Origin of the sequence: Pseudomonas sp. PSPC2-3 (genome assembly GCF_049898265.1) — a bacterium.
GTDB lineage: Bacteria > Pseudomonadota > Gammaproteobacteria > Pseudomonadales > Pseudomonadaceae > Aquipseudomonas > Aquipseudomonas veronii.
In genome coordinates this window covers 255433-281773 of sequence record NZ_JAFCXJ010000007.1, presented here as the reverse complement: position 1 = coordinate 281773, position 26341 = coordinate 255433, and the positions used below count along the sequence as shown (strand labels likewise).

The following is a 26341-nucleotide window of genomic DNA, read 5'->3' as shown; positions in this document are numbered from 1 at the left end:
TTTTCATGCCAGCTCAAGCCTTGTCGTCAAACAATACGTGACTGGCGCTGGACAAACTTTGCGCCAGCTTCAAGGCCGTTTCCGAGGGAATCTGGCGGATCACTTCACCGGTGTCGGTGGCAATGACCTTGACCACAACCCTATGGGTGGAATCATCAATGGAAAAATCCAGATTACGCTGGGCCGCTTGTACGAATTCTTTAATATCGGTGACCGCTTTTTCCAGATCGCCCTTTTGGGGCTTATCCGTGGTTGGCGCGGCCGGCTCAACCTTAGTCTTGTCTTTGTCAGCAACCACAGGTGCCACGGGGCCTTGAGGGGCCTGTGGCGGATAAGACAAGTTCAGTTTTACATTCATGTCCATGCCCAATCTCCTCTGATTGGAAAAGACGAAAGGGCACGTAAACGCGCCCCCCCATCATTTACCCAGTGCCGTGATTACTGAAGCAGCTTCAGTACAGCGGATGGCAGTTGGTTAGCCTGCGACAGGATCGCGGTGGAAGCCGACTGCAGGGTTTGCTGCTTGGTCAGTTCAGCGGCTTCGGAAGCGAAGTCGACGTCCTGAACAGTACTACGGGCAGATGTAGTGTTTTTCTGGATGTTGGTCAGGTTATCCACAGTGCTGGTCAGACGGTTCTGAACAGCACCCAGGCCCGAACGGGAGCTGGAGATGGTAGCGATAGCCTGGTCGATCACGGACACAGCGTTCTGAGCCTTGGTGGCGTCAGTCACGTCGGTCTGCGATACGGAGGTCTTGGCCGAGGCAGCGGAAGTCGCGGCACCGAAGAGACCGGTCACACCAGCACCTTCCAGGGAGTAACCCTTGGAGGAGTTCATGTTCACAGCACCGGTAGCGATGATGCCGTCAGCCAGGGCAGTAGCAGTACCGTAGGTACCGGAACCGTCTTTGGTCGCAACAGTGATGGTACCGGCAGCGGTCGAAGCGCTGAAGGCCAGGTTTTCACCAGTGTCGGATTTAACCGACAGAGTGCCTTTGGATTCATCGTAGTTAACGCTGATACCCAGTTTGGCGGAGTTCGACTTCAGTTGGTCAGCCAGGCTGGCGGTATCTTTCACACCGACGAACGTGGTGGCTTGGCCGCCAACGGTCATGGTGAACGAAGCCGGAGCAGCCGCAGCACCCGCGCCGACAACGAACTGAGCTTCAGTGCTGGCAGTAGCGCTCAGGCCACCGACGGCGCCACTCAGTTGGGCAGCGATGGTTTTAGCGGAAGCAGCGGCAGCTACGGTTACGCTGGTAGACTGACCGTTACCAGTCACAGCGATTGCGCCACCAGCAACACCAGCACCAGGGGTGATGCCCAGGCTGTTGATCTGCTGCGAACCGATGTTGTTGGCAGCAACGTTGTCCAGGCTTACGTTGATGGTTTCGTTAGCGTTGGCGCCAACTTGGATAGCTTTAGTACCGTACGAACCGTCCAGCAGTTTCTGGCCGCCGAAAGTGGTGGTTTGCGAGATACGGGTCAGTTCCGAAGTCAGAGCCTGGTATTCGTCGTTGTTCGACTTACGGTCGTCGGTGCTCAGGGAGCCAGTAGCCGAAGACAGAGCCAGGGTACGCATTTTTTGCAGAATGTCGGTCGAAGCCTGCATTGCGCCTTCAGCGGTTTGCGCGATGGAGATACCATCGTTGGCGTTCTTGACTGCTTGACCCAGGCCGTTGATTTGGCTAGTCATGCGGGTAGCAATACCCAAGCCGGCAGCGTCGTCTTTAGCGCTGTTGATACGCAGGCCGGAAGACAGGCGCTGCATGGAAGTGGCCAGGGAGCTGCCAGCTTTGTTCAGGTTGCCCTGGGTAGTGATGGAAGCAATGTTGGTGTTTACTGTTAAAGCCATGACGAAATCCTCGTTGGATGGATACTGCGGCTTCCGGCCCTGGCAACCGCCGGGTGTGGCCTAGAGAACCTACGTAATAGTTATCGTCGTGGTAGCCGGTTGCTTGAGGAGTTTTTTGATTTTTTTTACTAGCACCGTGCCACCCCTTGTAATTCAAGGGCTTAGTCCGGCAAAAAGGCCTGATTTCATTGGTTTTTCTGGCGCCAAATAAAAAACGCCGATGATCGTTCGATCATCGGCGTCTTCATGCTTGAAGCGCGTGCAACCTATTTAAGCGTCACGGACGATAGAGAATCGCCGAGCCCCAGGACAGGCCCACCCCAAATCCGCTGATTGCCACGCGTTTCCAGGTGGAGTCCATCGCGTGCTTTTCCAGCAGCAACGGAATGCTCGACGACACGGTGTTGCCGGTCTCGACCATGTCCTTGATGAATTTTTCCACTGGCGCATCTTCGAAACGCCGCGCCACGGCGTCGACAATCGCCGCACTGCCCTGGTGAATGCAGAAGGCATCGATGTCGTCGGCCTTGAGGTCCGACTCATCGAGCAGCGCGTGCAAGTGCGCCGGCACTTTGAGCAAGGCGAAGTTGAACACCTGGCGGCCATTCATGAAGAACACGCCGTCGCTGACTTTCAAGTGCGGTGCGCCGGAGCCGTCGGTGCCGAACTTGGCCTTGCCGAGCAACCACGAGGCATCTTCACCCATCCAGGTCGCGGTGGCGGCATCGCCGAACAGCATGGTGGTGTTGCGGTCTTCCGGGTCGACGATCTTCGAATACGGATCGGCGGTGATCAGCAGGCCGTTCTTCAGGCCGGTGGCCTCCATGAAGCCCTTCATCGCGTAGATGCCATAGACGTAGCCGGAGCAACCCAGGGAAAGGTCAAAGGCAGCGACGTGAGTCGGCAGGCCGAGCTTGTCCTGGACGATGGCGGCGGTGTGGGGCAAGCCCTCTTCGTCGCCGTTCTGGGTGACGACGATCAGCGCGTCGATGGACTCACGCTTCAACTGCGGGTTGTTGGCAAACAATGCATTGACCGCTTCGACACACAGGTCGGAGGTCTCCTGCCCAGCTTCCTTGCGCGGCAGGAATGCCGACCCGATCTTGCCAATGATGAACTCTTCATCCTTGGCGAATTTGGCACCCTGGGCGTAATTATCGATCCCGTCGGCCGGCACGTAACTGGCGATGCTTTTTATGCCAATCATTGTGGCTTCCCAATACTAAATAGCTGGAGAACACCCCTCGGACGACGCCTGGAGTGCTGACAATAAAGGGGATAACCCCATGACAATTTCGCTGAAAGCCGTCCCGCAAGGACCCTGTGACGACTTATCCTTTTCATACGATACAGTGAAGATGCGCTTTATGACTCACAGGTCACTCAATTTTGTGCGGTTTATGCAAAACCTTTGAACAATTGAGCCGTAAAAACGACAACGGCCCACCCTGTTTCCAGAGCGGGCCGCGGTGTTGTCACGCTGAAATCACATTTTGCTGAACAGGCTCAACTGGGAAATTTTAACGAAGGCCAGCTGTGAAGCCTGCAACATGGTCTGCTGCAGCGTCAGATTGATCGCCGCCTCTCCCATGTCGACGTTAGCCAGGTCACTCATGGTGCTGGTGTTGGCCAGACCGACGCTGGTGTTTTCGCCGGACTGAATATCCAGGGCGTTCCCCCGCGCACCGATGTCACCGCGCACGTTAGTGATCTGGGACATTGAGTTGGCCAAGTTGCTGATGGAGGCATCCAGCACGTCCTTGAGCTTGACCGTCGCCGCCGGATTACCGTCGGCCGGCAGCTCCAGCGCCTTGCGCAATTGGCCGAGGGTGTCCAGCGCATTCTGCGTTTTCTGGGTATTGGCACCGACGGAAAACTGATCGCCCGCTTGTGGCGTACCGCCGCTGATGTCAAACGTCACCCCGGCCGCCGTCAAGGTCGTACCACCACCGGTATCACCGGTGGCAATGGTTTTGCTAGCGGCCGTGTAGGGTTGGGCGTACACCTCGTAGGCGGTCGCGCTGGTGAACTTGATCAGCGCCCCGCTGTTGCTCGGGAACGTGCTGGCATAGTCCGTCTGGTTGGACACGGTGGCACCGTTCAATTGCGCAGTAGACGTGTTGCTTGGCGTGCGCGAGATACTGAACGTATCCGGCTTGGCTTCCAGGCTGAACGAGCGATCCTTGACCAGCGCATCGGAGTTGGCGCCCGGGGCAACATCCCCGAGGCCCATGGTGATGTCGAACTTCACCCCACGCAGTGCCACGCTGGTGCTGCCTTCCTTGGTGGCATCGAAGGTGCCGTTACCCGCAATCTCCGAGGTCACGTCAGTGCCGTTCTTATCGGACACCTTGTATTGGGTGCTGCTGGTAAAGGTCAGCTTGTACGGCTGGCCGTCGGCGAACTTGTTGGAGTAGTCGGCGCTTGAAGTCACCAAGCCGGCCGACAGCGCAACCTTGTTGTCATTGACCGTCGGCGGCACCGTCTGAGGCACAGGGGCAAGCCATGTGGCCTGGGTGCGACTGGTGTTGGCGGCGCCCTCCAGAATGGTCTTGCCGGTATCACCGGCGCTGATCTTCAACGTATTGGAGACTTGCAGGGTCAGCGGCGTTTCATCGCCTTGATAACTGTAAGTGCCGTCATTGTTGCGGCTGTAGGGCGGGGTCTGGGTCTTGGAACCGGAAAACAAGTAGTTGCCGGAAGAGTCCTTGCTGTTGAGCATGCCCAGGACCTGATCCTCGATCGCCCCGACTTCACTGGCAATCGAGCGGCGATCGGCATCGCTGATCGAGCCGCCGGCACGCAGGGCCAACTGAGTGGCGCGCTGCAAGGCATCGTTGATCGAGCTGAGCACGCTTTCTTCGTTGGTCAGGGAGTTTTTCAGGCTGGTGATATTGCCATTGAACTGACCCAGCATGTCTTTCTGCTGTTGCAACAACAACAAACGGGCGGCCGCCACCGGATCATCCGCGGCGGTTTGCACACGCACACCGGAACTGGCCTGATCCTGGGCCTTCACCACACTGGAATAGTTATCCGAATACTTGGCGGAACTGGTTTCGAAATACTGCTGTGTAGAAATTCGCATCGTCCCAGACTCCCTTAAAGACTATTGATCAGCGTAGTGAAGGTTTCTTGCGCAGCCTTGATGATCTGCGACGACGCGGTGTAGTACTGCTGGAACTTGATCATGTCGCCCGCCTCTTCATCCAGGTTGACCTGGGACACCGAGTTGCGTGCGTTTTTGTTGGCCGTCAACAACGCGCCGGTGGCCGTGGTGTCAGTAGTGGCCGAGGCGGCCTTGGCCCCCACGGTGGACACCAGGCGGCTGTTGGCCGCGACCAGGCTCACCCCGCCCCCGCTGCCATCGGCCAGACCGACCGAGGCCTTGGTCTGCAGATTGAGCAGTTCCTGGGCATTGCGGTTGTCCGACCTGCCGGAAGCATTGAAAGAGAACGTGGTGCTGTCGCCATCGGTCGGCGAGCCGCCGACGGTCGTATCGAAACCGAAGCTCGCGGCCGGTACGACGAGCGCACCACTGGCATCGCGCATCGGTACGTTGACGGTGATCTTGTTACCCTGGCCCGGCACAATCGTGCCGCTGCCTATCGAGTTGCCCTGAGCATCGTTGAGCGTGTAGGCCTGGGTACCGTCGGCTGCCGGCTTGCCGAAGACCATCTTCACCGGCATTGAGTGTTCAATCCCGGCGCGCAGTTGAGCGGTAGTCGCACCGCCATGAATGTCGATCGGCAGCGTCAGGCTCGGTGGTGTGAAAGTGCCAGTCCCCTGATTGGTTTTACTGCTTTCGCCCAGTAAAGGCCCGGCAAACGCGATTTTATTGGAGTCCGTCATATCGGTGCCGATATTGGTGGCGCCAGTCGCGGTGGGGCTGACCTTGAAGCTATCGCCCGCCGCCATCGCCCCCTTGCCATCCAACGCCAAGGTGAACCCATCGATCACCGGCGGCGGCGTGGTGGTGACGTCGAACGCGCCCATGGCCTTGCCGTCGGAACGCACCACGGTGTAATTGTTGGCGCTGCTGAAGGTGACCTTATAGTCATAGGTCGACAGCTTGCTGGTATCGGCGATGCTCACATTCAGGTTGCCAGCACTGCTGTTACCAACGGCGCCCTGGCTGCGCTGGGCAATCGCTGTCGCGCTGTTGATGTCCTTGAACAGCGAGGTGCCGAAGTCGCCATTCAGGTCCAGGCCTTGGCCCAACTGATTGTTGACCGTATCGGCCGTCGCCAGGGCGATACGCCCCAGATCGTTGATGGCCGGCATCAGCGCATCACTGCGATAACGCAGCAACCCGCCGATGCTGCCGCCGGACAGCACGTTGCCCAGGTCCACAGAGGTCCCGCCGCCCACGTTCAACTCAATGGTGTACTGGCTGGTGTCGCTCTTGCTCGGCACGGCGGAAATGCTGTTGGACTGGTCGCCCAGCACCAGGGACTGGCCCGAGCCGGTGCTGACACTGAACACACCGTTCTTTTCACTGGTGGTCACCCCCACCAGCTCATTGAGCGAGCGCACGGCTTCATTACGCGCATCCAGCAAATTGGCCGGCGCGGTGTTGGTCGAGCCCTGGACCTGACTGATCTGCTTGTTGAGCGAGGCAATCGAGGAGGTCAACTGATTGACCTGATCACTCATGGTGCTCAACTGGCCGTTGATCGACTCTTTCTGCTGGTTCAACTGGGAGGAGATCGAGTTGAACCGGTTGCTCAGGGTCTGCGCGCTGGTCAGCAGCACCTGCCGGGCGGCCGTGTCACTGGGGTTGGCGGCCGCGGTCTGCACCGCGGAGAAGAATGCACTGAGTACCGAGGACATGCCGGTGGTCTTGTCCGACAAGGTCTTGTCGACAGCACTGACCTGATCGGCATAAGCCTTGGCATCGCTGTTGAGCGACGTGCTGTTCTGGTAGGCCGCGTCCAGGAATTCGTTATAGACCCGGCGCACATCCGCCAACGTCGTGCCACTGCCGATGAACACACCGCCGTACTGGTTCGAAGCGCTGGCGTTCTGAGTGGTCTGCTGACGCGAGTAGCCTGCGGTATTGGCGTTGGCGATGTTGTTACTTAAGACCGACAACGATCCTTGAGCGGCGTTTAGCCCCGACATCCCGATATTGAGCAAACTCATGATTCAGACCTTATAAATGAGTGGTCGCGCCCGCGGCAGCGTAGTTCTGGTAGCTGTTCATCGTTTTGGCAATCTGCGAAATCTTGCTGGCGTAATCCGGATCGGTGGCATAGCCGGCTTTTTGCAACTCGCGCACAAACTGTTCCGGGTTGTCGGCTGACTTCACAACTTCTTTATAGCGATCATTGCTTTGCAACAACGTCACCAGGTCATGGAAGCTGTCCTGGTAGGAATCGTAGGAACGGAACTGCGCCGTTTCCTTGACCATCGCGCCATCGCGAAACTCGCTGGTGATCGCACGGGCCTGGCCGCCCTGCCAGCTCTGGCCGGCCTTGATACCGAACAGGTTGTGGCTGCTGCTGCCGTCGTCGGCGCGCATCACCGACTTGCCCCAACCGGTTTCCAGGGCGGCCTGGGCCACCAGGTACTTCGGATCGACACCGATACGCGCCGCGGCAGCCTTGGCCATCGGCAACATGGTGGCGACAAATTCGTCCTGGGAACTGAAGGCTTTCTTCGCCGGGGCCAACGGCGGCTGGGCCACGGCGCGGCCGTAGACCTGCATGCGGCCGCTGGGCACGGCAAAACTGCGTGCGCTGCTGTTGATCACGTTGTCATCGGCGACGCTGTTACGCAGTGGCGCGCGATTGGCATCGATCGCGACCGGCGCGCTCGGCACGATGCCGGCGAGCAGTCGATCGGTCAGTTTGCTCGGCAAGGCGAGGCGGCGCTGGTTCATCAGAGCCACGTCGTTGGTGTGAGCGCTGGCGCCTTCGGGGACAGCCACGCGGTAGGCCCACAGTGGGCGCTGGCCATTGGAGCGGCCCAGCGGCCCGGTCGCCTGGGTGCCGGCGGCGATTTCCGTCGGTACGTCGACTTTCTTCACCGGCTCAGCCGCCGCCGGGCCCTGCAAGGTGGCCGCCTGGGCGTCCACCGGCTTGTTCTTCTGCATCTGACGCATCAGCACGTCGGCCAGGCCGATACCACCGCCTTCGCGGGACATCGAGACAGCCAACTGCTGGTCGTACATTTCCTGGTACTGCTTGGCGGCCGGAGTGTTCAGCGGATTGTCCTTGCCCAGGGCGTCGGTGGCCGAGCGCATCGACTTGAGCATCTCGCTGAGGAACAGCGACTCGAACTCCTGCGCCACTTTGCGCATGTTGCCGTCGCTGTTCTTGTCGGCGCCGACCTTGAGCTGGTTAAGCCGGTTCAGGTCGGAATAAGACCCCGAGTCCGCCGTGCTGCTGATCCCGCTGTTGCGCATATCCATGGCCATGGCCTCAGATCACAATCAGGTCGGCTTGCAAGGCGCCGGCCTGTTTCAATGCTTCGAGGATCGCCATCAAGTCGCCGGGCGCCGCGCCCACCTGGTTCACCGCACGGACAATCTCGTCCAGGGTGGTGCCGGGGCCGAACTTGAACATCGGCTTGGCTTCTTGCTGGGCGTTCACCCGCGAGCGCGGTACCACGGCGGTCTGGCCATTGGACAACGGCCCAGGCTGGCTGACGATCGGGTCTTCGGTAATGGTCACGGTCAGGCTGCCGTGGGTCACCGCGGCCGGCGACACTTTGACGTTCTGGCCGATCACGATAGTGCCGGTGCGCGAGTTGATAATGACCTTGGCCACTGCCTGACCGGGGTCGACCTCGAGGTTTTCCAGGATCGACAGGTAATCCACGCGCTGGCTTGGGTCCAGCGGCGCAGTGACCCGGATCGAGCCGCCGTCGATGGCCTGGGCGACGCCAGGGCCGAGCATGTCGTTGATCTTGTCGACCACGCGCTTGGCGGTGGTGAAGTCGGAACGGTTGAGGTTCAGGGTCAGGCTGTTGCCCTGGTTGAAACCGCTGGGCACGGTGCGTTCAACCGTGGCGCCGCCAGGGATGCGCCCGGCCGATGGCACGTTCACCGTAATCTTCGAACCGTCGCGACCTTCGGCGTCAAACCCGCCCACCACCAGGTTGCCCTGGGCGATGGCGTAGACGTTGCCGTCGATACCTTTGAGCGGCGTCATCAACAGGGTGCCGCCGCGCAGGCTTTTCGAGTTACCGATGGACGACACGGTAATGTCCACCACCTGACCCGGCTTGGAGAACGCCGGCAAATCGGCACTGATGGACACGGCCGCGACGTTTTTCAGCTGCACGGTGCCCGAGCCCGACGGCACCTTGATGCCGAACTGCGAGAGCATGTTGTTGAAGGTCTGCAGGGTGAACGGGGTCTGGGTGGTCTGGTCACCCGTACCGTTAAGCCCGACCACCAGGCCGTAGCCGATCAACTGGTTAGAACGCACGCCGGAAATGCTGGCGATGTCTTTCAGGCGTTCAGCCTGGGCGACTGCGCTCAGGGACAGCAACAGTGCCGCCGCCATCAGCTGTTTGAATTTCAAAGTGGCCACCTAGAAAGGGAACAGCGGGCTAAGGAAGAAACGGTCGAACCAGCCCGGCTGACTCGCATCAGCAAACGAACCCGTACCCGAGTAGGTAATGCGCGCATCGGCAATGCGCGTCGAAGGCACCGTGTTGTCGGTGGCAATGTCATCGGCACGGACCATGCCGGCGATGCGTACCAGCTCGTCACCACTGTTGAGGGTCATCCACTTCTCACCGCGCACGGCGATGATGCCGTTGGGCAATACATCGGCCACCGTCACGGTGATCGAACCGGTCAGGCTGTTGTTCTGTCCAGCGGAGCTCTTGCCGTTGGTGGCGCGGTCACCGCTGTAGCCTGCGCTCAAACTCAAGTCGCCACTGCCCAAGGGGTTGTTGGTGTTCGGCACGGCACCAAACAACGAGGTCAGGCCAATACCGGTCTTGCTGGTCTTGCCCACCTGCGAGTTGGCGTTCTTGCTGGCCGTGGTCTTCTCGTTGAGGGTGATGGTGATGATGTCACCGACCCGGAACGCCTTGCGGTCGCCGTACAGGTTCTGTTCGAAACCGGCCTGGTAGATCGAGCCGTTATTGGCCGCCGCCGGCAGCGGTGTGCGTGGCAACACCGGCGCGTAGTACGGGTCATTGGGTTTTGGCGTCGGGGCGACACAGCCCGCGAGCACGGCAATCCCACTCAATGCCAGAACGGAAACATAGCGATTCATGACCCTAACCTCACGGTGTTGCAGGCGCCCTCAGGAGCGCCCCATAGACTTGATTACAGATTCTGCGTAACGAACGAAAGCATCTGGTCGGCGGTGGAAATCACCTTGGAGTTCATCTCGTAGGCGCGCTGAGTGGTGATCATGTTGACCATCTCTTCCACCGTGCTGACGTTCGAGGTTTCCAGGGTGCTTTGCAGCGTGGTACCAAAACCGTTCAGGCCCGGGGTGCCGATTTGCGGCGCGCCACTGGAGGCGGTTTCCAGGAACAGGTTGCCGCCGATGGCTTGCAGGCCGGCCGGGTTGATGAAGTCGGCGGTTTGCAGGTTGCCGATCACTTGCGACGCCGGGTTGCCCGCCACGGTGATGGACACGGTGCCATCGTTGCCGACGGTGAAGGTCTGGGCATTGGCCGGCACGATAATGGCCGGTTCCAGGGCAAAACCGTTGGACGTGACGATCTGGCCGTTGGAGTCCAGGTGGAAAGAACCATCACGAGAGTAGGACGTCGTCCCGTCTGGTTGCAGGATCTGGAAGAACCCTTTGCCGTTGATCGCCATATCCAGAGGCTGACCGGTTTGCTGCAGGTTACCGGCCGTGAAGTTCTTCTGGGTGCCGACGATCTTCACACCGGTACCCAATTGCAGGCCCGACGGCAGTTCGCTGTCCTGGGTCGACTGGGCGCCTGGCTGGCGCTTGATCTGATAGAGCAGGTCCTGGAACTCGGCGCGATCACGTTTGAAGCCCGTGGTCGAAACGTTCGCCAGGTTGTTGGAGATGGTGGTCAGGTTGGTGTCCTGGGCGGACAGACCTGTTTTGGCAACCCATAGAGCCGGAAGCATGCTGTTCTCCTTCGTGCGCCTGTTTGTTGGCGCTGCGCCGCAAAATTAGTATTCAGTGAAACCGCTATCAGCTCATCGCCAGAACGCGGGTCATGGCCTGGTCGTCTTCTTTAGCGCTGTTCATCATCTTGATGTGCAGCTCGAACTGCTTGGAAAGCGCCAGCACCGCGGTCATTTCTTCCACCGCATTGACGTTGCTCGCCTGCAGGAACCCCGAGGTCAGCTTGACGTTCGCGTCGGCCTGGGCCGGCTGGCCGTCCTTGGTGTGGATGGTGCCGTCCAGGCCTTTGGTCATGTTCTTGAGGTCGGGCTGGACCAGCTTGATCCGGTCCACTTCAGCCATCACCCGCGGGCCTTCACCCATTGCGCGGATGCTGACGGTGCCGTCGGCGCCTACTTCGATCTTCTGCTGCGGCGGCACGGCGATCGGACCACCGTTGCCCATGATCGGCATGCCATTGCCGGCCCGCAGCACGCCGAGCGCATCCACATTCATGCTGGCGCTGCGCACGTAGGCTTCGCTGCCATCGGGGGTTTGCACGGCCATCCAACCGTCACCGCTGACCGCCACATCGAGGTCACGACCGGTTTCGATCATGGCACCCGGAGAGAAGTCGGTGGCAGGCCGCTCGGTCATGGCAAACGCCCGCGCCGGAAAGCTGTCACCGAACACCGGCATCGAGCGCGCCTGCTCAAGGTCACGCTGGAAGCCGTTGGTGGAAATGTTCGCCAGATTGTTGGCATGGGCCTTCTGCGCCAGAGCATTCTGGCTGGCGCCGGTCATTGCCACGTAAAGGTACTTGTCCACGCTCTATCCTCTTTCTGACGGACGCTTGCCGCCCACCGCTGTACTGATGAGGCTTAAGCAATTTGCGAACCAACTTTCAAAAAGTGCAGAAAGCCCAGGCGGGGCAAGGGTTTGCGGCAAGGCGTGAAAAAAGGCAGGCCCAGGCGGAGTCGAAAAAACGGCGGAGTTATGCCGCAGACGGCAACGCTTGGTGTCCCGCAGGCTTTTCCCGGCGCTCAAGCGCTACGCATGGGTGGAGCGCGGAGCACGCCGAACCGCTGAAACACTTGGCAAGCCACTGGGCACTTGCCCTCCCCGTTGGCCACCTCGAAACGATGGGGCCGAGGTTTTGTTGTCCGACCATTACAAGCGCCAAAAAAACCATATGCCTGACGGCCCGGTAAATGCGTGAGTACATATGTAGCTGGCTTGATTTTTATAAAACCCAGACAAAGCCAACTCCAAACAAGAATAGTCCGATAGCTTTTTACATTTACTGATCAAAACCCACTTGGCGTTCAAATACAGCACCCGTAACTTCGGTGCGTCGCAAAGCGGTCACGACTACTTCCCGATCACTCGCACCTTATCAACTTATTATTTTCCAAGGATACTGAAATGCCTGGTATTGATAATGCACCCCATACGCACATGACGACAACTTGGCAAAAACAATTTTCTTATAACGAAATTCTAGACCGATTCGAGCCATTAAGCAGCCTATCACCCGAACAACGGCGCGAGTTGGAGGTACGCCCGGAGCTGAATCCTAACAATAAAGAATACTGGGAAAGCCGAGCTGGGGAGTACGATGCCGGGACACTGCCGCCCTGTTGCGACCTAGACCCGACGACCTCGGCGTTCCTGGAGCTGCTGGACAACATCCCCGGCAGGACCATCGAGACCGGCCTGGGCGTGTCCGCCAACGATGTACGCAGCGGCAAGTTTGGAGCGTTATCGCACAGCGCACTCAGGGAACTGGAAAAACTGGATAAGAACCAAAACTACCAATTGGTCTCTCGCGTTAAAGAGGAGAATGACTCAATAAGCGGATCATTGGCATGGTTCCCTGAAAACGGCGGCAGCCCCATTGAAATCGAAAGTTCTACAGAGGGGACGGTATTTCCGCCCAATGGCTCAGCGTTGCTTGAACATATCGACTTATCAATGCTTATACCCACCTATAACAACGAAGGGATTTCTGCCAACGAACTGAGATCCGGAAAGTACGGGCGCCTTCCCCCGGAGATCAATCAGAGCCTTGAAAAACTGCAGAACCATAAAGACTACGCACTGACCACACTCTTTTCCCCCCCACCCAATGAAGCGCCTTACATGGCCTGGGTTGAGAAAAAAACAGATGACACCGTGCTCATCCATCAAGATCCAAGCTACGCGATGTATTGACGCCGCCGTGTCACCCCTCGCAGAAAACCCTGGACATGGCGTCTATCGAGCAGCGTGTTCAGGGGTTTTGCCCTCCTTGCCCAAACCATAATCCCGCAACTTGTTGGCAATCGTTGTATGGGAGACGCCCAAGCGCTTGCCCAACTGCCGACTGCTGGGATGTTCGGCATACAGACTTTCCAGCACGGCCTTTTCAAACCGGCCGACGATGGCTTCCAGGCCGCCCTCCAGAGAGAAATCGCCAAGCGGCTGACGCACGCCATAGTCCGGCAGACGAATGTGTTCAGCCTTGACCGTCCCGCCCTCACACAGCGACACCGCCTGGAACAGGACGTTTTCCAGCTGCCGTACATTGCCCGGCCAGTGGTAATGGCTGAGTCGCTCCATGGCCGCCGAAGCCAGTTTGGGCAACGGGCAGCCGATCTGCCGGCTGGCTTGATCGAGGAAGTGTTCCACCAGCGGCGCCAGGCCATCGAGGCATTCGCGCAGCGGCGGGATATGCAGCGACAGCACGTTCAGGCGGTGATAAAGGTCCTGACGGAATTCGCCCCGCGCGCAGAGTTCCGAGAGGTCCACCTGGGTTGCGCAGATCACCCGCACATCCAGGTACACCTCTTCATCGCTGCCGACTCGGCGAAAGCAACCGTCCTGCAGGAACCGCAGCAACTTCACCTGCAGGCGTGCGCTCATTTCCCCGACGCCATCAAGAAATAGCGTACCGCCCGCCGTCAGCTCCAGCAGCCCCAGCTTGCCCTCGGCCCGTGCCCCTTCAAAAGCGCCGGGGCCGTAGCCGAACAGCTCGGTCTCGGCCATCGACTCCGGCAAACCGGCACAATTGAGCGCCATCAACGGCGATTGGCCACGAGGGCTGGCCAAGTGACAGGCGCGGGCAAGCAGCTCCTTGCCGGTGCCGGTTTCGCCTTCTATTAGTAGCGGCGCATCCAGCGGCGCCATGCGTCGGGCCTCACGGACCACGGCAGCCATGACCTTGGAACTCTGGAAGATGCTGTCGAAGCCACGCAGCTCCTGCTTGCGCACATTGTAGATGCGCTCACCGACGCGGTCGGCACGGTGCAGGGTCAACACTGCGCCGGCCATGGCTTCGCTGTCGTCGTGTTCGGCGGATTGCAACGGCGCGATGTCCGCCAGGAATACGTCACCCTTGACCTTGACCCGCAGGCCATTGATCCGCGATTTGCTCGCGCGCACCAGTTCCGGTAAGTCGAAATCCTCGGCGTAACGCGACAGCGGGATGCCCGGCACCTCGTCCACCCGCACCCCGAGCAACTGCGCGGCCGCGCGGTTGGCGGCGACGATCGAGCCCCCCATGTCGATGGACAGCACCGGAAACTCCAGGGCCCCGAGCAACGCATTGAGCTCCATGTGCCGACGTTCACTGGGCATGAGCCCCACACGCTTTACGCCAAACACCCCGGCAATCGCCTCGAACTGCGGGCGCAACGCCTGGAATTGCATGTTCACCAGATTCGGACAGAACAGGTAGATGGCATTGCCATGCTCACCGCCGACCTCGCCCTTGGCGACGTTGACGCCGTACTCCACCAACAGGTTGAGAATGTCCCGCAGGATGCCGATGCGGTTCTGGCAATGCACTTTGATACGCATGAAAAGGCCCGAAGAAGGGTAGGCGCCGCGTCTTTTTGTCGCTGGGCGCAGATAGTCGTCAAGATTATGTGACAGTCAGCCGTCTTTTCACAGCCCGACGCGTCAATGAACGGCCAATCCGTAACGAATACTTTACGAATATCGGTAAATTTTCCTACGGCCCCCTTGCGCAGGCCGCTGGAATCTCACCCCAATCGGGTTATCAATACGTACATCGCAGGACATAACAAGAACGAATGCCTAGCAGGAGAGCCGTATGAAGCAGACGCACTACGTGGCCCGCGAGCCCGATGCGCAAGGTTTTATCCACTACCCGCCGGAAGAACACGCGGTGTGGAACACCCTGATCACACGCCAGTTGAAGGTGATCGAGGGCCGGGCCTGCCAGGAATACCTGGACGGCATCGACAAGCTCGGCCTGCCCCTGGACCGCATCCCGCAACTGAGCGAAATCAACACGGTGCTGGCCGAGACCACCGGCTGGCAAGTCGCCCGCGTGCCGGCGCTGATCCCCTTCCAGACGTTCTTTGAATTACTCGCCAACAAGCAGTTTCCGGTGGCGACTTTTATTCGCACCCGCGAAGAACTGGACTACCTGCAAGAGCCGGATATTTTCCACGAGATCTTCGGCCACTGCCCACTGCTGACCAATCCCTGGTTCGCCGAATTCACCCACACCTACGGCAAGCTCGGCCTCGCGGCCACCAAAGAGCAGCGCGTGTACCTGGCGCGCCTGTACTGGATGACCATCGAGTTTGGCCTGGTGGATACGCCCGCAGGCCGGCGCATCTACGGTGGCGGTATTTTGTCGTCGCCCAAGGAAACGGTGTACAGCCTGTCGTCCGAACCCGAGCACCAGGCCTTCGACCCGCTGGAGGCGATGCGTACACCGTATCGCATCGACATCCTGCAACCGCTATATTTTGTCTTGCCCGAGCTCAAGCGCCTGTTCGATGTCGCCCAGGAAGACATCATGGGCATGGTCGAGCGCGGCATGCAGTTGGGTCTGCACGCACCGAAGTTCCCACCCAAACCCAAAGCGGCGTGAACCGTAGGTTTTGATACCAGGTGAATCTGTTCCCTGGCCCCGCGTTGCTTTAGGGTGACGCCACTGACGACCGTTTTCCAGACACTCGAATTCAGGACACCCCACATGACCACCTTGAACCAAGCCCACTGCGAAGCCTGCCGCGCCGATGCCCCGCAAGTCAGCGATGAAGAACTGCCGGTGCTGCTCAAGCAGATCCCCGACTGGAACATCGAAGTCCGCGATGGCGTCATGCAACTGGAAAAGGTTTTCCTGTTCAAGAACTTCAAGTTCGCCCTGGCCTTTACCAACGCCATGGGCGCCATTTCCGAAGCCGAAGGTCACCACCCAGGCCTGCTCACCGAGTGGGGCAAGGTCACGGTGACCTGGTGGAGCCACTCCATCAAAGGCCTGCACCGCAACGACTTCATCATGGCCGCGCGCACCGACGAAGTGGCCAAGGATGCCGAGGGCCGCAAATAATGCACTTCGATGCGATTGGCCGCGTGCCCGGCGACCCGATCCTCGGGCTGATGGACCTGTATGCCCAGGATGCCAACCCGAACAAGTTCGACCTCGGCGTGGGCGTGTACAAGGACGACCAGGGGCTGACACCGATCCTCCCTTCCGTGAAACTCGCCGAGCAGCGCCTGGTGGAGCAGCAAACCACCAAGACCTACATTGGCGGCCACGGCGACGCTGCGTTCGGCAGATTGATCAGCGAACTGGTGCTCGGCGCCGAGTCCACGCTGCTGCGCGCACACCGTGCCGGTGCGACCCAGACTCCAGGCGGCACCGGCGCCCTGCGCCTGAGCGCCGACTTTATCGCCCACAGCCTGCCCGGCCGCGGCGTATGGCTGAGCAACCCGACCTGGCCGATCCACGAAAGCATCTTCGCCAAGGCCGGGATCAAGGTCAGTCACTACCCTTACGTCGGTGCGGACAATCACCTGGATGTGAGCGCGATGCTGGCGACCTTATCCACGGTGCCCGAGGGCGACGTGGTGCTGCTGCACGCCTGCTGCCATAACCCGACCGGTTTCGACCTGTCCCAGGCTGACTGGCGCCAGGTCCTGCAGATCGTGCGCGAGCGCCACCTGCTGCCGCTGATCGACTTCGCCTACCAGGGCTTTGGCGACGGCCTGGAGCAGGATGCCTGGGCGGTGCGCCTGTTCGCGAGCGAGCTGCCGGAAGTGTTGATCACCAGCTCCTGCTCGAAGAACTTCGGCCTGTATAGCGACCGTGTCGGCGCGCTGATCGTGTGTGCGGCGGATGCCGAAAAGCTGACGGATGTGCGCAGCCAGTTGGCGAATATCGCGCGCAACCTGTGGTCGACTCCGCCGGATCACGGCGCGGCAGTCGTCGCGACGATCCTCGGCGATGCCAAGCTGAAGGCACAGTGGAGCGACGAAGTCGAAGCCATGCGCTCGCGCATCGCACAGTTACGCGCCGGGCTCGTGGAGGCCCTCGCGCCACACGGGCTGGCCGAACGCTTTGCACATATCGGCGCGCAACGTGGGATGTTTTCCTATACCGGCTTGAACGCCGAACAGGTCAAGCAACTGCGCGAGAAACACAGCGTGTATATGGTCAGTTCGGGGCGGGCCAACGTCGCGGGGATCGATGCGACGCGATTGACGCTGCTGGCGCAAGCCATTGCAGACGTTTCGCACACTTAACCGAAGAAATGCAAAGCCCAATGTGGGAGGGGGCTTGCTCCCGATAGCAATGGATCAGTCGCCAAATACAGTGACTGACACTGCGCGATCGCGAGCAAGCCCGCTCCCACTTGTTGGGCCGAGCCAGGCCTTAACCCGCGACCATCTCCGATTTCAGCAGCGCCTCTTTGGCCTGCGCATCCGCCAACCGATACAACTCGATATGCCCATCCCAGTGTTCGATCAACGCCGAGCACGACTCCACCCAATCCCCGCAGTTGAGGTAATCCACCTCGCCCACCTTGCGAATCTCCGCATGGTGAATATGCCCGCACACCACCCCATGCAATTCGCGCCGGGTCACTTCATGGGCGATGGCTTCTTCGAAATCGCTGATAAAGCTCACCGCCGTCTTCACCTTGTGCTTCAGATACGCCGACAGCGACCAGTAACCGTAGCCATACCGCGCACGCCAGTGATTCAACCAACGGTTCAACGTCAGGGTGAACTCGTAGGCCGAGTCGCCGAGGAACGCCAGCCAGCGGTGATAACGCGTGATCACATCGAACTGGTCGCCGTGGATCACCAGGAGATGGCGGCCATCGGCGGTGACATGGATGGCTTCGTCCACCAACTGGATGTTGCCCAAGATCAGCTTGGAGTAGCGACGCAGGAACTCGTCGTGGTTGCCGGTGACATAGATCACCTCGGTGCCGCGCTTGGCCATGGTCAACAGGCGGCGGATCACGTTGGTATGGGCCTGGGGCCAATACATGCCGCCGCGCAGTTTCCAACCGTCAATGATATCGCCCACCAGGTACACCTTGTCGGCGTGGTAGCCCTTGAGGAATTGCGCCAAGTGTTCGGCCTGGCAATCCCGAGTGCCCAGATGTACATCGGAAATCCACAGGGTACGAACCCGTTGCTTGCGGCTGGGTGTAGCGAATTCGGCACGGGTCATGGGCATCCCTCGACGGTGTTTTCGCGAGCTTGCGCCCTGGCGATTAATAGCCCATGACAGCTGTGCGTCAGTCTGATGACAGCGCCCGCCGACGGCGAAGCGTTGTAGACTGGCAACCTGCTGCCCAGGAGAGCGCGATGAGAGCGTCCCTCACGCTACGCCACTACATCGAAGCACCCATTGCCCACAGCCATGACCATGCGCAGTTGGTCTTCGGCCTGTCCGGGCACCTGGACCTTGAAGTGGAAGGGCGCGGCAGCCAGGTCCGCGAGAGCAGCGTGATGGTGTTGCCCTTCTCGGCCCACCACACCTGCGGCAGTCGCGATGGCAGCCGATGCCTGGTGCTGGACGTGCCCACCGAACACTGGGTGCTGCAATCGTTGGGCGAGCATGCCGATGCCAGCCGCCGCCTGCTCGACCAACCGGCGCGTCTGGCCCTGGATTCGCGGCAAAGCCAGTTGGTGCAATGGCTGGCGCACAGCCCGGTGGACGACCCGCTGATCGTCCAGCAAGGCGCGGTACTGCTGCTGGCCAGCCTCAATCATCCGCTGCCCCCCAGCGTGCCGGGCCGCCGCCTGCCCTACGCCGCGTTCAATGCACATATCGAACGGCACGCCGCCCACCCTCTGCAAGTCGCGGACCTGGCACGCCTCGCCGACCTGTCGGTGGCGCGCCTGCATGCCCGTTTCATCGCCGAGTGCGGGCAGACGCCCATGGACTTCATCCGCAGTCGCCGCCTGCATAAGGCCTTGGGCCTGTTAAGGGAAACGCCGTTGCCCATCGGCGAAATTGCCGAGCGCGTCGGCTATGCCTCGCAAAGCGCGTTTGCCGCTGCGATGCTGCGCGAATTCGGCGCCGCGCCCAGCGCGCTGCGGCGCACCACAAAATAGCGAGTCCTGCGCTAAAAATCGCCAGTCGGGCGACAGACACTCACGTTCCGAGCCTCTAGACTGCGCGCCTGTCACCCCGTTGTTTCAAGGATCGCAATGACTCCCCGCTCAGCCCTCGGCGCCCTGCATATCGGCGCATTGATGTTTGGCCTCACCGGCGTATTCGGCAAACTCGCGGCCGCCTCGCCGACCATCATCGTGTTCGGCCGTGCCGCGTTTGCGGTGATTGCCCTGGCGATCTTTGCGCGGTTCGCCAGCAATGCGCCGTGGAAACAGCTGCAGATGCGCGACTGGCGCCGGCTGCTGATCAGCGGTGTATTGCTGGCGGCGCACTGGGTCACGTTCTTCATCGCGGTCAAGGTCGCCGGCGTGGCCGTCGCCACCCTGGGGTTTACCGCGTTCCCGGCGTTTACCGTGATCCTCGAAGGCTTGATCTTCCGCGAGCGCATCCGCGCCAACGAAGTGCTGCTGGTGGCCCTGGTCACGGTGGGCCTGGTGCTGGTGACACCGGACTTCAACCTCGCCAGCCAAGCCACGGGCGGCCTGCTCTGGGGCATCGCCTCGGGATTGCTGTTCTCCCTGCTGTCACTGAATAACCGCGCCAGCTCCGGGCGGGTTCCAGCGGTACAGGCGGCGCTGTGCCAGAACGTGGTGGTCGCGCTGTGCCTGCTGCCCGTGGCGGCGCCGGGGCTGGCGGATGTGCGCGCGCTCGACTGGCTGTGGATCGGCCTGCTCGGCGTGTTCTGTACCGGCCTGGCCCACAGCCTGTTTGTCGCCAGCCTCGCGGTGATCAAGGCCCGCACCGCGTCGGTGGTGTTCGCCATGGAACCGGTCTACGGCATCACCGTCGCCTGGCTGCTGTTTGCCGAAACCCCGACCTTGCGCATGCTGCTGGGCGGCGCGCTGATCATCGTCGCCATCGTGCTTTCCGGCCTGCTGGGCAGCGCCAGCCAGGCCAAACAGCCGGCTGCAACGGCCTGATCTATACTCTGCCCATCCGCAACAGTGTGTCGTCGTCGACGGATAAAGACTTCTCGACGACAGCCAGGGTGTTTAACGGTGCTGCAAGCGAGTGGTCACGCCATTAACGCTATGCAGGAGTTGCATCATGGAAACACTTATCAGCTTGCTGGTTCAGATCATCAGCGGTGCCGTCGGCGGTAATCTGGCGGGGATGACCAAGCAGAGCCTGGGCACCGGGCTCAATACCTTCCTCGGCGGTGTCGGCGGCCTGGTGCTGGGCCAGCTCGTCTCGGCGCTGACGGGCACATCCGGCGGCGAAGCCATGGATGTGGCGACGGTCGGCAGCAACATCGTTGGCGGTGGCGTCGGCGGCCTGGTGCTGACGTGGGTCGTCGGTTTCATCAAGAGCAAGATGGCCGCCAAGTAGGGGCGCATCGCCCGGTCACCGCCCCTGTGCGGCGGTGACCTTCACACCTTGCGATCGTTGTGCCCCAGGTCGCGCTGCGGGTCGATCTGGTCGCGCACGCGCTGCTTGAGCACCTTGGCCTCCGGAAAGCCGCCGTCAGCCTTACGCTCCCAGATCTGCACACCGTCGCAGGTGATGCGAAAAGCGCCGCCGGTAGCCGGTTCCAGCGCCACTTTGCCCAGGTCGTCGGCAAAGGTACTCAACAGTTCCTGGGCCAACCATGCGGCGCGCAACAGCCACTGGCACTGGGTGCAATAGGTGATGACGATCTCGGGTTTGTTCGGCGACATAATTTGACAGGTTCCTGGCGTAACGGGCTGGGAGGGTCGGGTGGCTATAATACCGGCCTTTATCGTCCAGCCCTGAGATTCATGATGCGCCGCCTGTTGTCCTGCCTGTTGCTGTGCCTGCTGCCCCTTCTTGCCGAGGCGGTTGAAACCCCACGCCCGAAAATCGGCCTGGTGCTGTCCGGCGGCGCCGCGCGCGGGCTGGCCCACATCGGCGTGCTCAAGGCCCTGGAGGAACAGGGGATTCATATCGATGCAATTGCCGGCACCAGCATGGGCGCGGTGATCGGCGGGTTGTACGCGTCGGGCTACAAGATCGATGAGCTGGAAAAGCTCGCACTGGGTATCGATTGGCAGCAGGCACTCTCCGATGCGCCACCCCGGGAGGACGTACCGTTTCGCCGCAAGCAGGATGACCGGGACTTCCTGGTCAAGCAGAAACTCAGTTTCCGCGACGATGGCAGCCTCGGCCTGCCGCTGGGCGTCATCCAGGGCCAGAACCTCGCGCTGCTGCTGGAAAGCATGTTTGCCCACAGCAGCAACACGCGAAATTTCGACAAGCTGCCGATCCCCTTTCGCGCCGTCGCAACCGATATCACCACCGGCGAAAAAGTGGTGTTCAGCAAAGGCCACCTGCCCCAGGTGATCCGCGCCAGCATGTCGATCCCGGCCGTGTTCGCGCCAGTGGAACTCGACGGCCGGCTGCTGGTGGACGGCGGCATGACCGATAACATCCCGCTGGACGTGGCGCGGGAGATGGGCGTCGACATCGCCATCGTGGTGGACATCGGCACGCCGCTGCGCTCGCGCAAGCAACTGGCCACGGTGGTGGACGTGCTCAACCAGTCCATCACCCTGATGACCCGGCGCAATTCCGAAGAACAACTCAAGGCCCTGCACCCCAAGGATGTGCTGATCCAGCCGCCTCTGGCCGCCTACGGCGTCACCGACTTCGGCCGCGCCAAGGACATGATCGACGCCGGCTACCGCGCCACCCGCGCCCTCGATGTGCGCCTGGCCCACCTGCGTCCCGCCGAGCCGATCGACCCGGAACTGGTGGCCGCGCGCGCGCCGGGCGAACGGACTCCGATCATCACTGCGATCAGCGTGGAGAACGACTCGAAAGTCAGCGACGACGTGATCCGCTATTACATCCACCAAACCCTCGGCGAGCCGCTGAACCTGAGCCGCCTGCAAGTGGACATGGGCACCTTGTATGGCCTGGATTACTTTGAACAGGTGCAATACCGCGTGGTGAAAAAAGGCCACGACAACACCCTGGTGATCAGCGCACGCGGCAAACGCAGCGGCACCGACTACCTGCGCCTGGGCCTGAACCTGTCGGACGACATGCGTGGCGACAGCGCCTTCAACCTCGGCGCCAGCTACCGCATGAATGGCATCAACCGCCTCGGCGCGGAATGGCTGACGCGGGTGCAGATCGGCGATCGGCAAGAGCTGTACAGCGAGTTCTACCAACCGATGGACACCGGCTCGCGCTATTTCGTCGCCCCTTACCTCAAGGCCCAGGCGCAGAATGTCGAACTGATTCTGGACAACGACCCCATCTCCGAATACCGCCTGGAACGCTACGGTTTCGGCCTGAACGTCGGGCGCCAGATCGGCAACAGTGGCGAGCTGCGTTTCGGCGTCGGCGAAGCCTGGGGCAAGGCGGATGTACGCATCGGCGACCGCGACCTGCCAAGCGTGAGCTTCAGCGAAGGCTTCTACGAACTGAAGTACTCCTTCGACTCCCTGGACAACGTGTACTTCCCCCACACCGGCGAAGACATCGGCCTGGCTTGGCGCGAATTCGAACCGGGGCTGGGGTCCGATCAACGCTACCGGCAATGGGAATTCAAGCTGGACAAGGCCATGAGCCACGGCCCGGACACACTCGTACTGGGCGGCCGTTACGGACGCACCATGGACAATACGGACGTGGTGATATCCAGCTTCCTACTGGGCGGCGCACGGCAGCTGTCAGGCTTCCGCCAGGACGCGATCTCGGGGCAGAACGTCAGCTTGATGCGCGCCGTGTACTACCGCCGCCTGACGCCGCGCTCATACTTGCCGCTGGATTTCCCGCTGTACCTGGGCGCGTCGCTGGAACGCGGACGGGCGTGGAACAACGACAATGAGTTCGACAGCGGTTATATCAACGCCGCGAGTATTTTCCTGGGCTTCGACACACCGTTGGGGCCGCTGAATTTCAGCTACGGGTTCAACGACGACAATCAGCAGGCGGTGTACCTGAACCTCGGCCAGACCTTCTGAAACGCTGACCGTAAAAACCAAGATGGGAGCTGGCTGGCTTGCGATGGCGGTATTTCAGTCGCCAGATCAATTGACTGAATGTCCGTTATCGCAGGCAAACCAACTCCCACCTATTCGATCTCTGTTGCGCCTGACGTCAGGACTTTTCCAGATTCGCCAGAATGTGCCCATGCACGCGCATGCACACCCGCAGGTCCTCTTCATTCACGCCCACGAACAACTCATGGCGTAATGCAGTGGCGATGGTTTCAATCTGCTCGATCAACGGTCGGGCGCTGTCACACAGCAGGATGCGCTTGGCGCGCCGGTCTTCCACCACCGCCTGGCGCTGCACCAGCCCTTGGCTTTCCAGGCTGTCGAGCAAGCGTGCCAGTGTCGGCCCTTCGACGCCGACACTTTGTGCCAGCTCACGCTGCGTCGGTGCTTCTTCGAAACGCGCCAAGTGCAGCAGCACCAGCCAGCGTGCCTGAGACAAGCCCAGCCCCGCCAAACGGCGGTCCAGCTCGGCGCGCCAACCTCGGGACATTTGCGCCAACTGCATGCCAAAACGGTGTTGATCGGTTAACGGCATAAAAAACTCATGGTTTAGACTGAAAACAAAGTATGACTAATTATTAGTCAGCTAAGCATGAGCCATGTCAGTAGGCAAGCGCTCGTCTGTACTGATTCGTTTCATCGTCGCAATTGGCACACTAAATTTCGAACTCAGACTGCAACGCGGCACGCACACAGTACAAAACACCCTCGGGAACCCGCCCCGTGAACAGCGGTGCAATCTCCGCAACTGGTGGCAGTTCGCCTTCACCGTCCAGGAAGGCATCCTGGATTTCACCGAGCAAATCTTCTGGCAAATCAAGGGCCTGCTCTAACGACAACTGTTGCTTACCGATGGATTCGGCCAGCAGCGTGTAGACGTTTTTTTCCGAGCATTGCAACTGGCCAGCGATCTGGATCGGGGTCATGCCGGCCCGCGCCAGGCTGATCAATTCGTGGCGAATATCGGCAATTTCCTTCGGCGCTTCGGCCTGGCCGCCGAGCACTTCGAGGAAGGCCTGGCCATAACGTTCCAGCTTGCGCGCGCCCACGCCACTGACCCGGCCCATTTCGGCCAGGGTGGTCGGCTGCTCGCGCAACATCTCCAGCAAGGTCGAGTCGGGGAAAATAACGTAAGGCGGCACGCTGTGTTCCTGCGCCAGTTTGCGCCGCAGGGCGCGCAAGGCTTCCCACTGTTCACGCTCCTCGAAGCGCACCAGTTGGCTGGCCTGGCTGGTACTGCTCTTGGCGGTGGTCTGCGGCTTGAGGTCGCGGCGCAGTTCCAGGCTCACTTCCCCCTTGAGCAACGGCCGGCAACTGTCGTTCAGGCGCAGACCGCCGTAGCCTTCGATGTCGATGTCCACCAGGCCGCGCGCGACCATCTGGCGGAACAGCGATCGCCATTCGCCTTCGGCACGGGCCTTGCCGACACCGTAGACCGATAGTTTCTCGTGGCCGAAGCTGCGCACCTTCTCGTTGTCCTTGCCCAGCAACACATCCACCAGATGGCCGACGCCATAACGCTGGCCAGTGCGGTAGATGGCAGACAAACCCTGGCGCGCCGGTTCAGTGGCATCCCAGGTTTGCACGCCGTCGACACAGTTGTCGCAATGGCCGCAGGGTTCGGGCATGTCTTCGTCAAAATACGCCAGCAAGGTCTGGCGGCGGCAACGCGTCTCTTCGCAGAGTGACAGCATGGCGTCGAGCTTGTGCTGTTCCAGGCGTTTGTGGCGCTCGTCACCTTCGGAGTTCTGCAGCATTTGCTTGAGCATCACCACGTCTTGCAGGCCGTAGACCATCCACGCATCGGCCGGCAGGCCATCACGCCCGGCGCGCCCGGTTTCCTGGTAATACGCCTCGAGGGACTTGGGCAGATCCATATGGGCCACGAAGCGCACGTTGGACTTGTCGATGCCCATGCCGAACGCGATGGTTGCCACCATGATCAGGCCTTCCTCGTTGAGGAAGCGCTTCTGATGATAGGCACGCAAGTCGTTGGGCAAGCCTGCATGGTAGGGCAGCGCCGGATAACCCTGCTCGCACAGGAAGGCGGCCACTTCGTCGACCTTCTTGCGCGACAGGCAATAGACGATGCCCGCATCGCTGCGCCGCTCGGACAGGAACGCCAGCAACTGCTTGCGCGGCTGTTCCTTGGGCACGATGCGATAGAAAATATTCGGCCGGTCAAAGCTCGACAGGAAGCGCTCGGCGTTCTGCAAATGCAGGCGCTCGACGATTTCTTCGCGAGTGCGCTTGTCGGCGGTGGCGGTCAGGGCGATACGCGGGACGTCGGGGAACAGTTCCGCCAATTGCCCCAACTGCAAATATTCGCGACGGAAATCATGCCCCCATTGCGATACGCAGTGCGCTTCATCGATGGCGAACAGGGCGATTTCCAGGCTCTGCAAGAAGGCCAGCATGCGCGGCTGCACCAGGCGCTCGGGGGCCAGGTAAAGCATTTTCACTTCGCCGCGCTTGATACGCGCGGCCAGGTCGCGCTGCTGTTCGGCGCTGAGCGTGGAGTTCAATGCGGCGGCAGCAACGCCGAGTTCCTCGAGGGTCGCCACCTGATCGTCCATCAGCGCGATCAACGGCGAGACCACCACGGCAAGGCCGTTACGCAGCAACGCCGGCACCTGGAAACACAACGACTTGCCACCGCCGGTCGGCATCAGGACGAGGGCATCACCGCCATTGGCCACGCGCTCAATGATCGCACCCTGGCGGCCACGAAAACTGTCGTAGCCGAAGATGTCCTTGAGGACGCGTTGAGCCTGCTCGAGCATGTAAAACTCCAAATATCGCCGAAATCCCTCCATACAGGCTGGCCGAAAAAGCGCGTATCTACGGAAAATAATCCGTAAGCGAAGTTTTCTCGGGTTGGCGCTGGCCTGCAGGGGGCATCACAAAACGCGGCAGTATACCCGAGCGTCGGCCGGCAAAGGGCGCGGCTGACGAACAGCGGCCGCTATCTAAAACCGGCCAAATATGCAGTGTGGCTGGCCTGGGCGCTCAAGAAAGCCTAGAAT

23 protein-coding genes are annotated in these 26341 nt (G+C 60.6%); 8 read left to right on the top strand and 15 right to left on the bottom strand.

Translation table 11 applies throughout. The annotated features are described in order from the left end of the window. Nucleotides 1–13 precede the first annotated feature (13 nt). The 10 genes from ACP7E3_RS17765 to ACP7E3_RS17720 all read right to left on the bottom strand — a co-directional run bounded on the left by ACP7E3_RS17765 (nt 14) and on the right by ACP7E3_RS17720 (nt 11738). Nucleotides 14–364 (bottom strand): flagellar protein FlaG, encoded by a 351-nt coding sequence (locus tag ACP7E3_RS17765; protein ID WP_057003864.1) that lies wholly within the window; start codon nt 362–364, stop codon nt 14–16. A gap of 74 nt (nt 365–438) precedes the next feature. Further along, on the bottom strand, nt 439–1854 hold the full coding sequence (locus tag ACP7E3_RS17760; protein ID WP_057003863.1) for a flagellin: 1416 nt from the start codon (nt 1852–1854) through the stop codon (nt 439–441). A gap of 277 nt (nt 1855–2131) precedes the next feature. Next, entirely contained in the window at nt 2132–3061 is a 930-nt protein-coding gene (locus ACP7E3_RS17755; RefSeq protein ID WP_057003862.1) for a ketoacyl-ACP synthase III, read from the bottom strand. 279 nt (nt 3062–3340) lie between these two features. Next, on the bottom strand, nt 3341–4942 hold the full coding sequence (locus tag ACP7E3_RS17750; protein WP_128192332.1) for a flagellar hook-associated protein 3: 1602 nt from the start codon (nt 4940–4942) through the stop codon (nt 3341–3343). Between the two features lie 14 nt (nt 4943–4956). After that, nucleotides 4957–6999, bottom strand: coding sequence for a flagellar hook-associated protein FlgK (gene flgK / locus ACP7E3_RS17745; protein WP_426123872.1), 2043 nt, complete (start codon nt 6997–6999; stop codon nt 4957–4959). A 10-nt stretch (nt 7000–7009) separates the two neighbouring features. Further along, on the bottom strand, nt 7010–8275 hold the full coding sequence (gene flgJ, locus ACP7E3_RS17740; RefSeq protein ID WP_046382509.1) for a flagellar assembly peptidoglycan hydrolase FlgJ: 1266 nt from the start codon (nt 8273–8275) through the stop codon (nt 7010–7012). 4 nt (nt 8276–8279) lie between these two features. After that, the gene (locus ACP7E3_RS17735; protein ID WP_164887039.1) at nt 8280–9368 is read right to left on the bottom strand and encodes a flagellar basal body P-ring protein FlgI; all 1089 of its coding nucleotides are present in this window, start codon (nt 9366–9368) and stop codon (nt 8280–8282) included. 27 nt (nt 9369–9395) lie between these two features. Continuing rightward, entirely contained in the window at nt 9396–10091 is a 696-nt protein-coding gene (gene flgH / locus ACP7E3_RS17730) for a flagellar basal body L-ring protein FlgH (RefSeq protein WP_046382507.1), read from the bottom strand. A 53-nt stretch (nt 10092–10144) separates the two neighbouring features. Continuing rightward, the gene (flgG, locus tag ACP7E3_RS17725) at nt 10145–10930 is read right to left on the bottom strand and encodes a flagellar basal-body rod protein FlgG (RefSeq protein ID WP_046382506.1); all 786 of its coding nucleotides are present in this window, start codon (nt 10928–10930) and stop codon (nt 10145–10147) included. Nucleotides 10931–10997: 67 nt separating this feature from the next. Further along, the gene (locus ACP7E3_RS17720) at nt 10998–11738 is read right to left on the bottom strand and encodes a flagellar basal body rod protein FlgF (protein ID WP_046382505.1); all 741 of its coding nucleotides are present in this window, start codon (nt 11736–11738) and stop codon (nt 10998–11000) included. Between the two features lie 597 nt (nt 11739–12335). Here ACP7E3_RS17720 and ACP7E3_RS17715 point away from each other — a divergent pair. Then, nucleotides 12336–13124: a hypothetical protein gene (locus ACP7E3_RS17715; RefSeq protein WP_426123868.1), complete on the top strand. Its 789-nt coding sequence runs from the start codon at nt 12336–12338 to the stop codon at nt 13122–13124. Nucleotides 13125–13166: 42 nt separating this feature from the next. On the opposite strand, the gene ACP7E3_RS17710 is transcribed toward ACP7E3_RS17715, so the two are convergent. After that, nucleotides 13167–14750, bottom strand: a complete 1584-nt coding sequence (locus tag ACP7E3_RS17710; protein WP_017845359.1) for a sigma-54-dependent phenylalanine hydroxylase transcriptional regulator PhhR — start codon at nt 14748–14750, stop codon at nt 13167–13169. A gap of 256 nt (nt 14751–15006) precedes the next feature. On the opposite strand from ACP7E3_RS17710, the gene phhA reads away from it, so the two are divergent. The 3 genes from phhA (at nt 15007) to ACP7E3_RS17695 (ending at nt 17456) form a co-directional block, all read left to right on the top strand. Further along, nucleotides 15007–15798, top strand: a complete 792-nt coding sequence (gene phhA, locus ACP7E3_RS17705) for a phenylalanine 4-monooxygenase (protein WP_046382503.1) — start codon at nt 15007–15009, stop codon at nt 15796–15798. 105 nt (nt 15799–15903) lie between these two features. Continuing rightward, nucleotides 15904–16260: a 4a-hydroxytetrahydrobiopterin dehydratase gene (locus ACP7E3_RS17700; RefSeq protein WP_017845357.1), complete on the top strand. Its 357-nt coding sequence runs from the start codon at nt 15904–15906 to the stop codon at nt 16258–16260. Further along, entirely contained in the window at nt 16260–17456 is a 1197-nt protein-coding gene (locus tag ACP7E3_RS17695; protein ID WP_046382502.1) for an amino acid aminotransferase, read from the top strand. Before ACP7E3_RS17700 ends, ACP7E3_RS17695 begins: the two co-directional genes overlap by 1 nt. 130 nt (nt 17457–17586) lie before the next feature. On the opposite strand, the gene ACP7E3_RS17690 is transcribed toward ACP7E3_RS17695, so the two are convergent. Next, on the bottom strand, nt 17587–18396 hold the full coding sequence (locus tag ACP7E3_RS17690) for a UDP-2,3-diacylglucosamine diphosphatase (protein ID WP_017845355.1): 810 nt from the start codon (nt 18394–18396) through the stop codon (nt 17587–17589). 137 nt (nt 18397–18533) lie between these two features. On the opposite strand from ACP7E3_RS17690, the gene ACP7E3_RS17685 reads away from it, so the two are divergent. From ACP7E3_RS17685 to ACP7E3_RS17675, 3 genes are all read left to right on the top strand, one after another. Further along, a complete protein-coding gene (locus tag ACP7E3_RS17685; protein WP_057003857.1) occupies nt 18534–19286 on the top strand; it encodes an AraC family transcriptional regulator in 753 nt (250 codons plus the stop codon). A 96-nt stretch (nt 19287–19382) separates the two neighbouring features. Then, nucleotides 19383–20267 (top strand): DMT family transporter, encoded by an 885-nt coding sequence (locus ACP7E3_RS17680; RefSeq protein WP_046382500.1) that lies wholly within the window; start codon nt 19383–19385, stop codon nt 20265–20267. 127 nt (nt 20268–20394) lie between these two features. Next, the gene (locus tag ACP7E3_RS17675) at nt 20395–20676 is read left to right on the top strand and encodes a hypothetical protein (protein WP_046488286.1); all 282 of its coding nucleotides are present in this window, start codon (nt 20395–20397) and stop codon (nt 20674–20676) included. 41 nt (nt 20677–20717) lie between these two features. Here the strand turns inward: ACP7E3_RS17675 and ACP7E3_RS17670 are convergent, their stop codons facing one another. Next, nucleotides 20718–21005, bottom strand: coding sequence for a SelT/SelW/SelH family protein (locus tag ACP7E3_RS17670; RefSeq protein WP_046382498.1), 288 nt, complete (start codon nt 21003–21005; stop codon nt 20718–20720). Nucleotides 21006–21089: 84 nt separating this feature from the next. Between ACP7E3_RS17670 and ACP7E3_RS17665 the strand changes: the two genes are divergently transcribed. Then, nucleotides 21090–23279, top strand: coding sequence for a patatin-like phospholipase family protein (locus ACP7E3_RS17665; RefSeq protein WP_046382497.1), 2190 nt, complete (start codon nt 21090–21092; stop codon nt 23277–23279). Nucleotides 23280–23415: 136 nt separating this feature from the next. Here the strand turns inward: ACP7E3_RS17665 and ACP7E3_RS17660 are convergent, their stop codons facing one another. Continuing rightward, complete coding sequence (locus ACP7E3_RS17660) at nt 23416–23850, bottom strand: MarR family transcriptional regulator (protein ID WP_017845349.1); 435 nt, start codon at nt 23848–23850, stop codon at nt 23416–23418. Nucleotides 23851–23971: 121 nt separating this feature from the next. Then, the gene (recQ, locus tag ACP7E3_RS17655) at nt 23972–26098 is read right to left on the bottom strand and encodes a DNA helicase RecQ (RefSeq protein WP_017845348.1); all 2127 of its coding nucleotides are present in this window, start codon (nt 26096–26098) and stop codon (nt 23972–23974) included. Nucleotides 26099–26341: the final 243 nt, after the last annotated feature.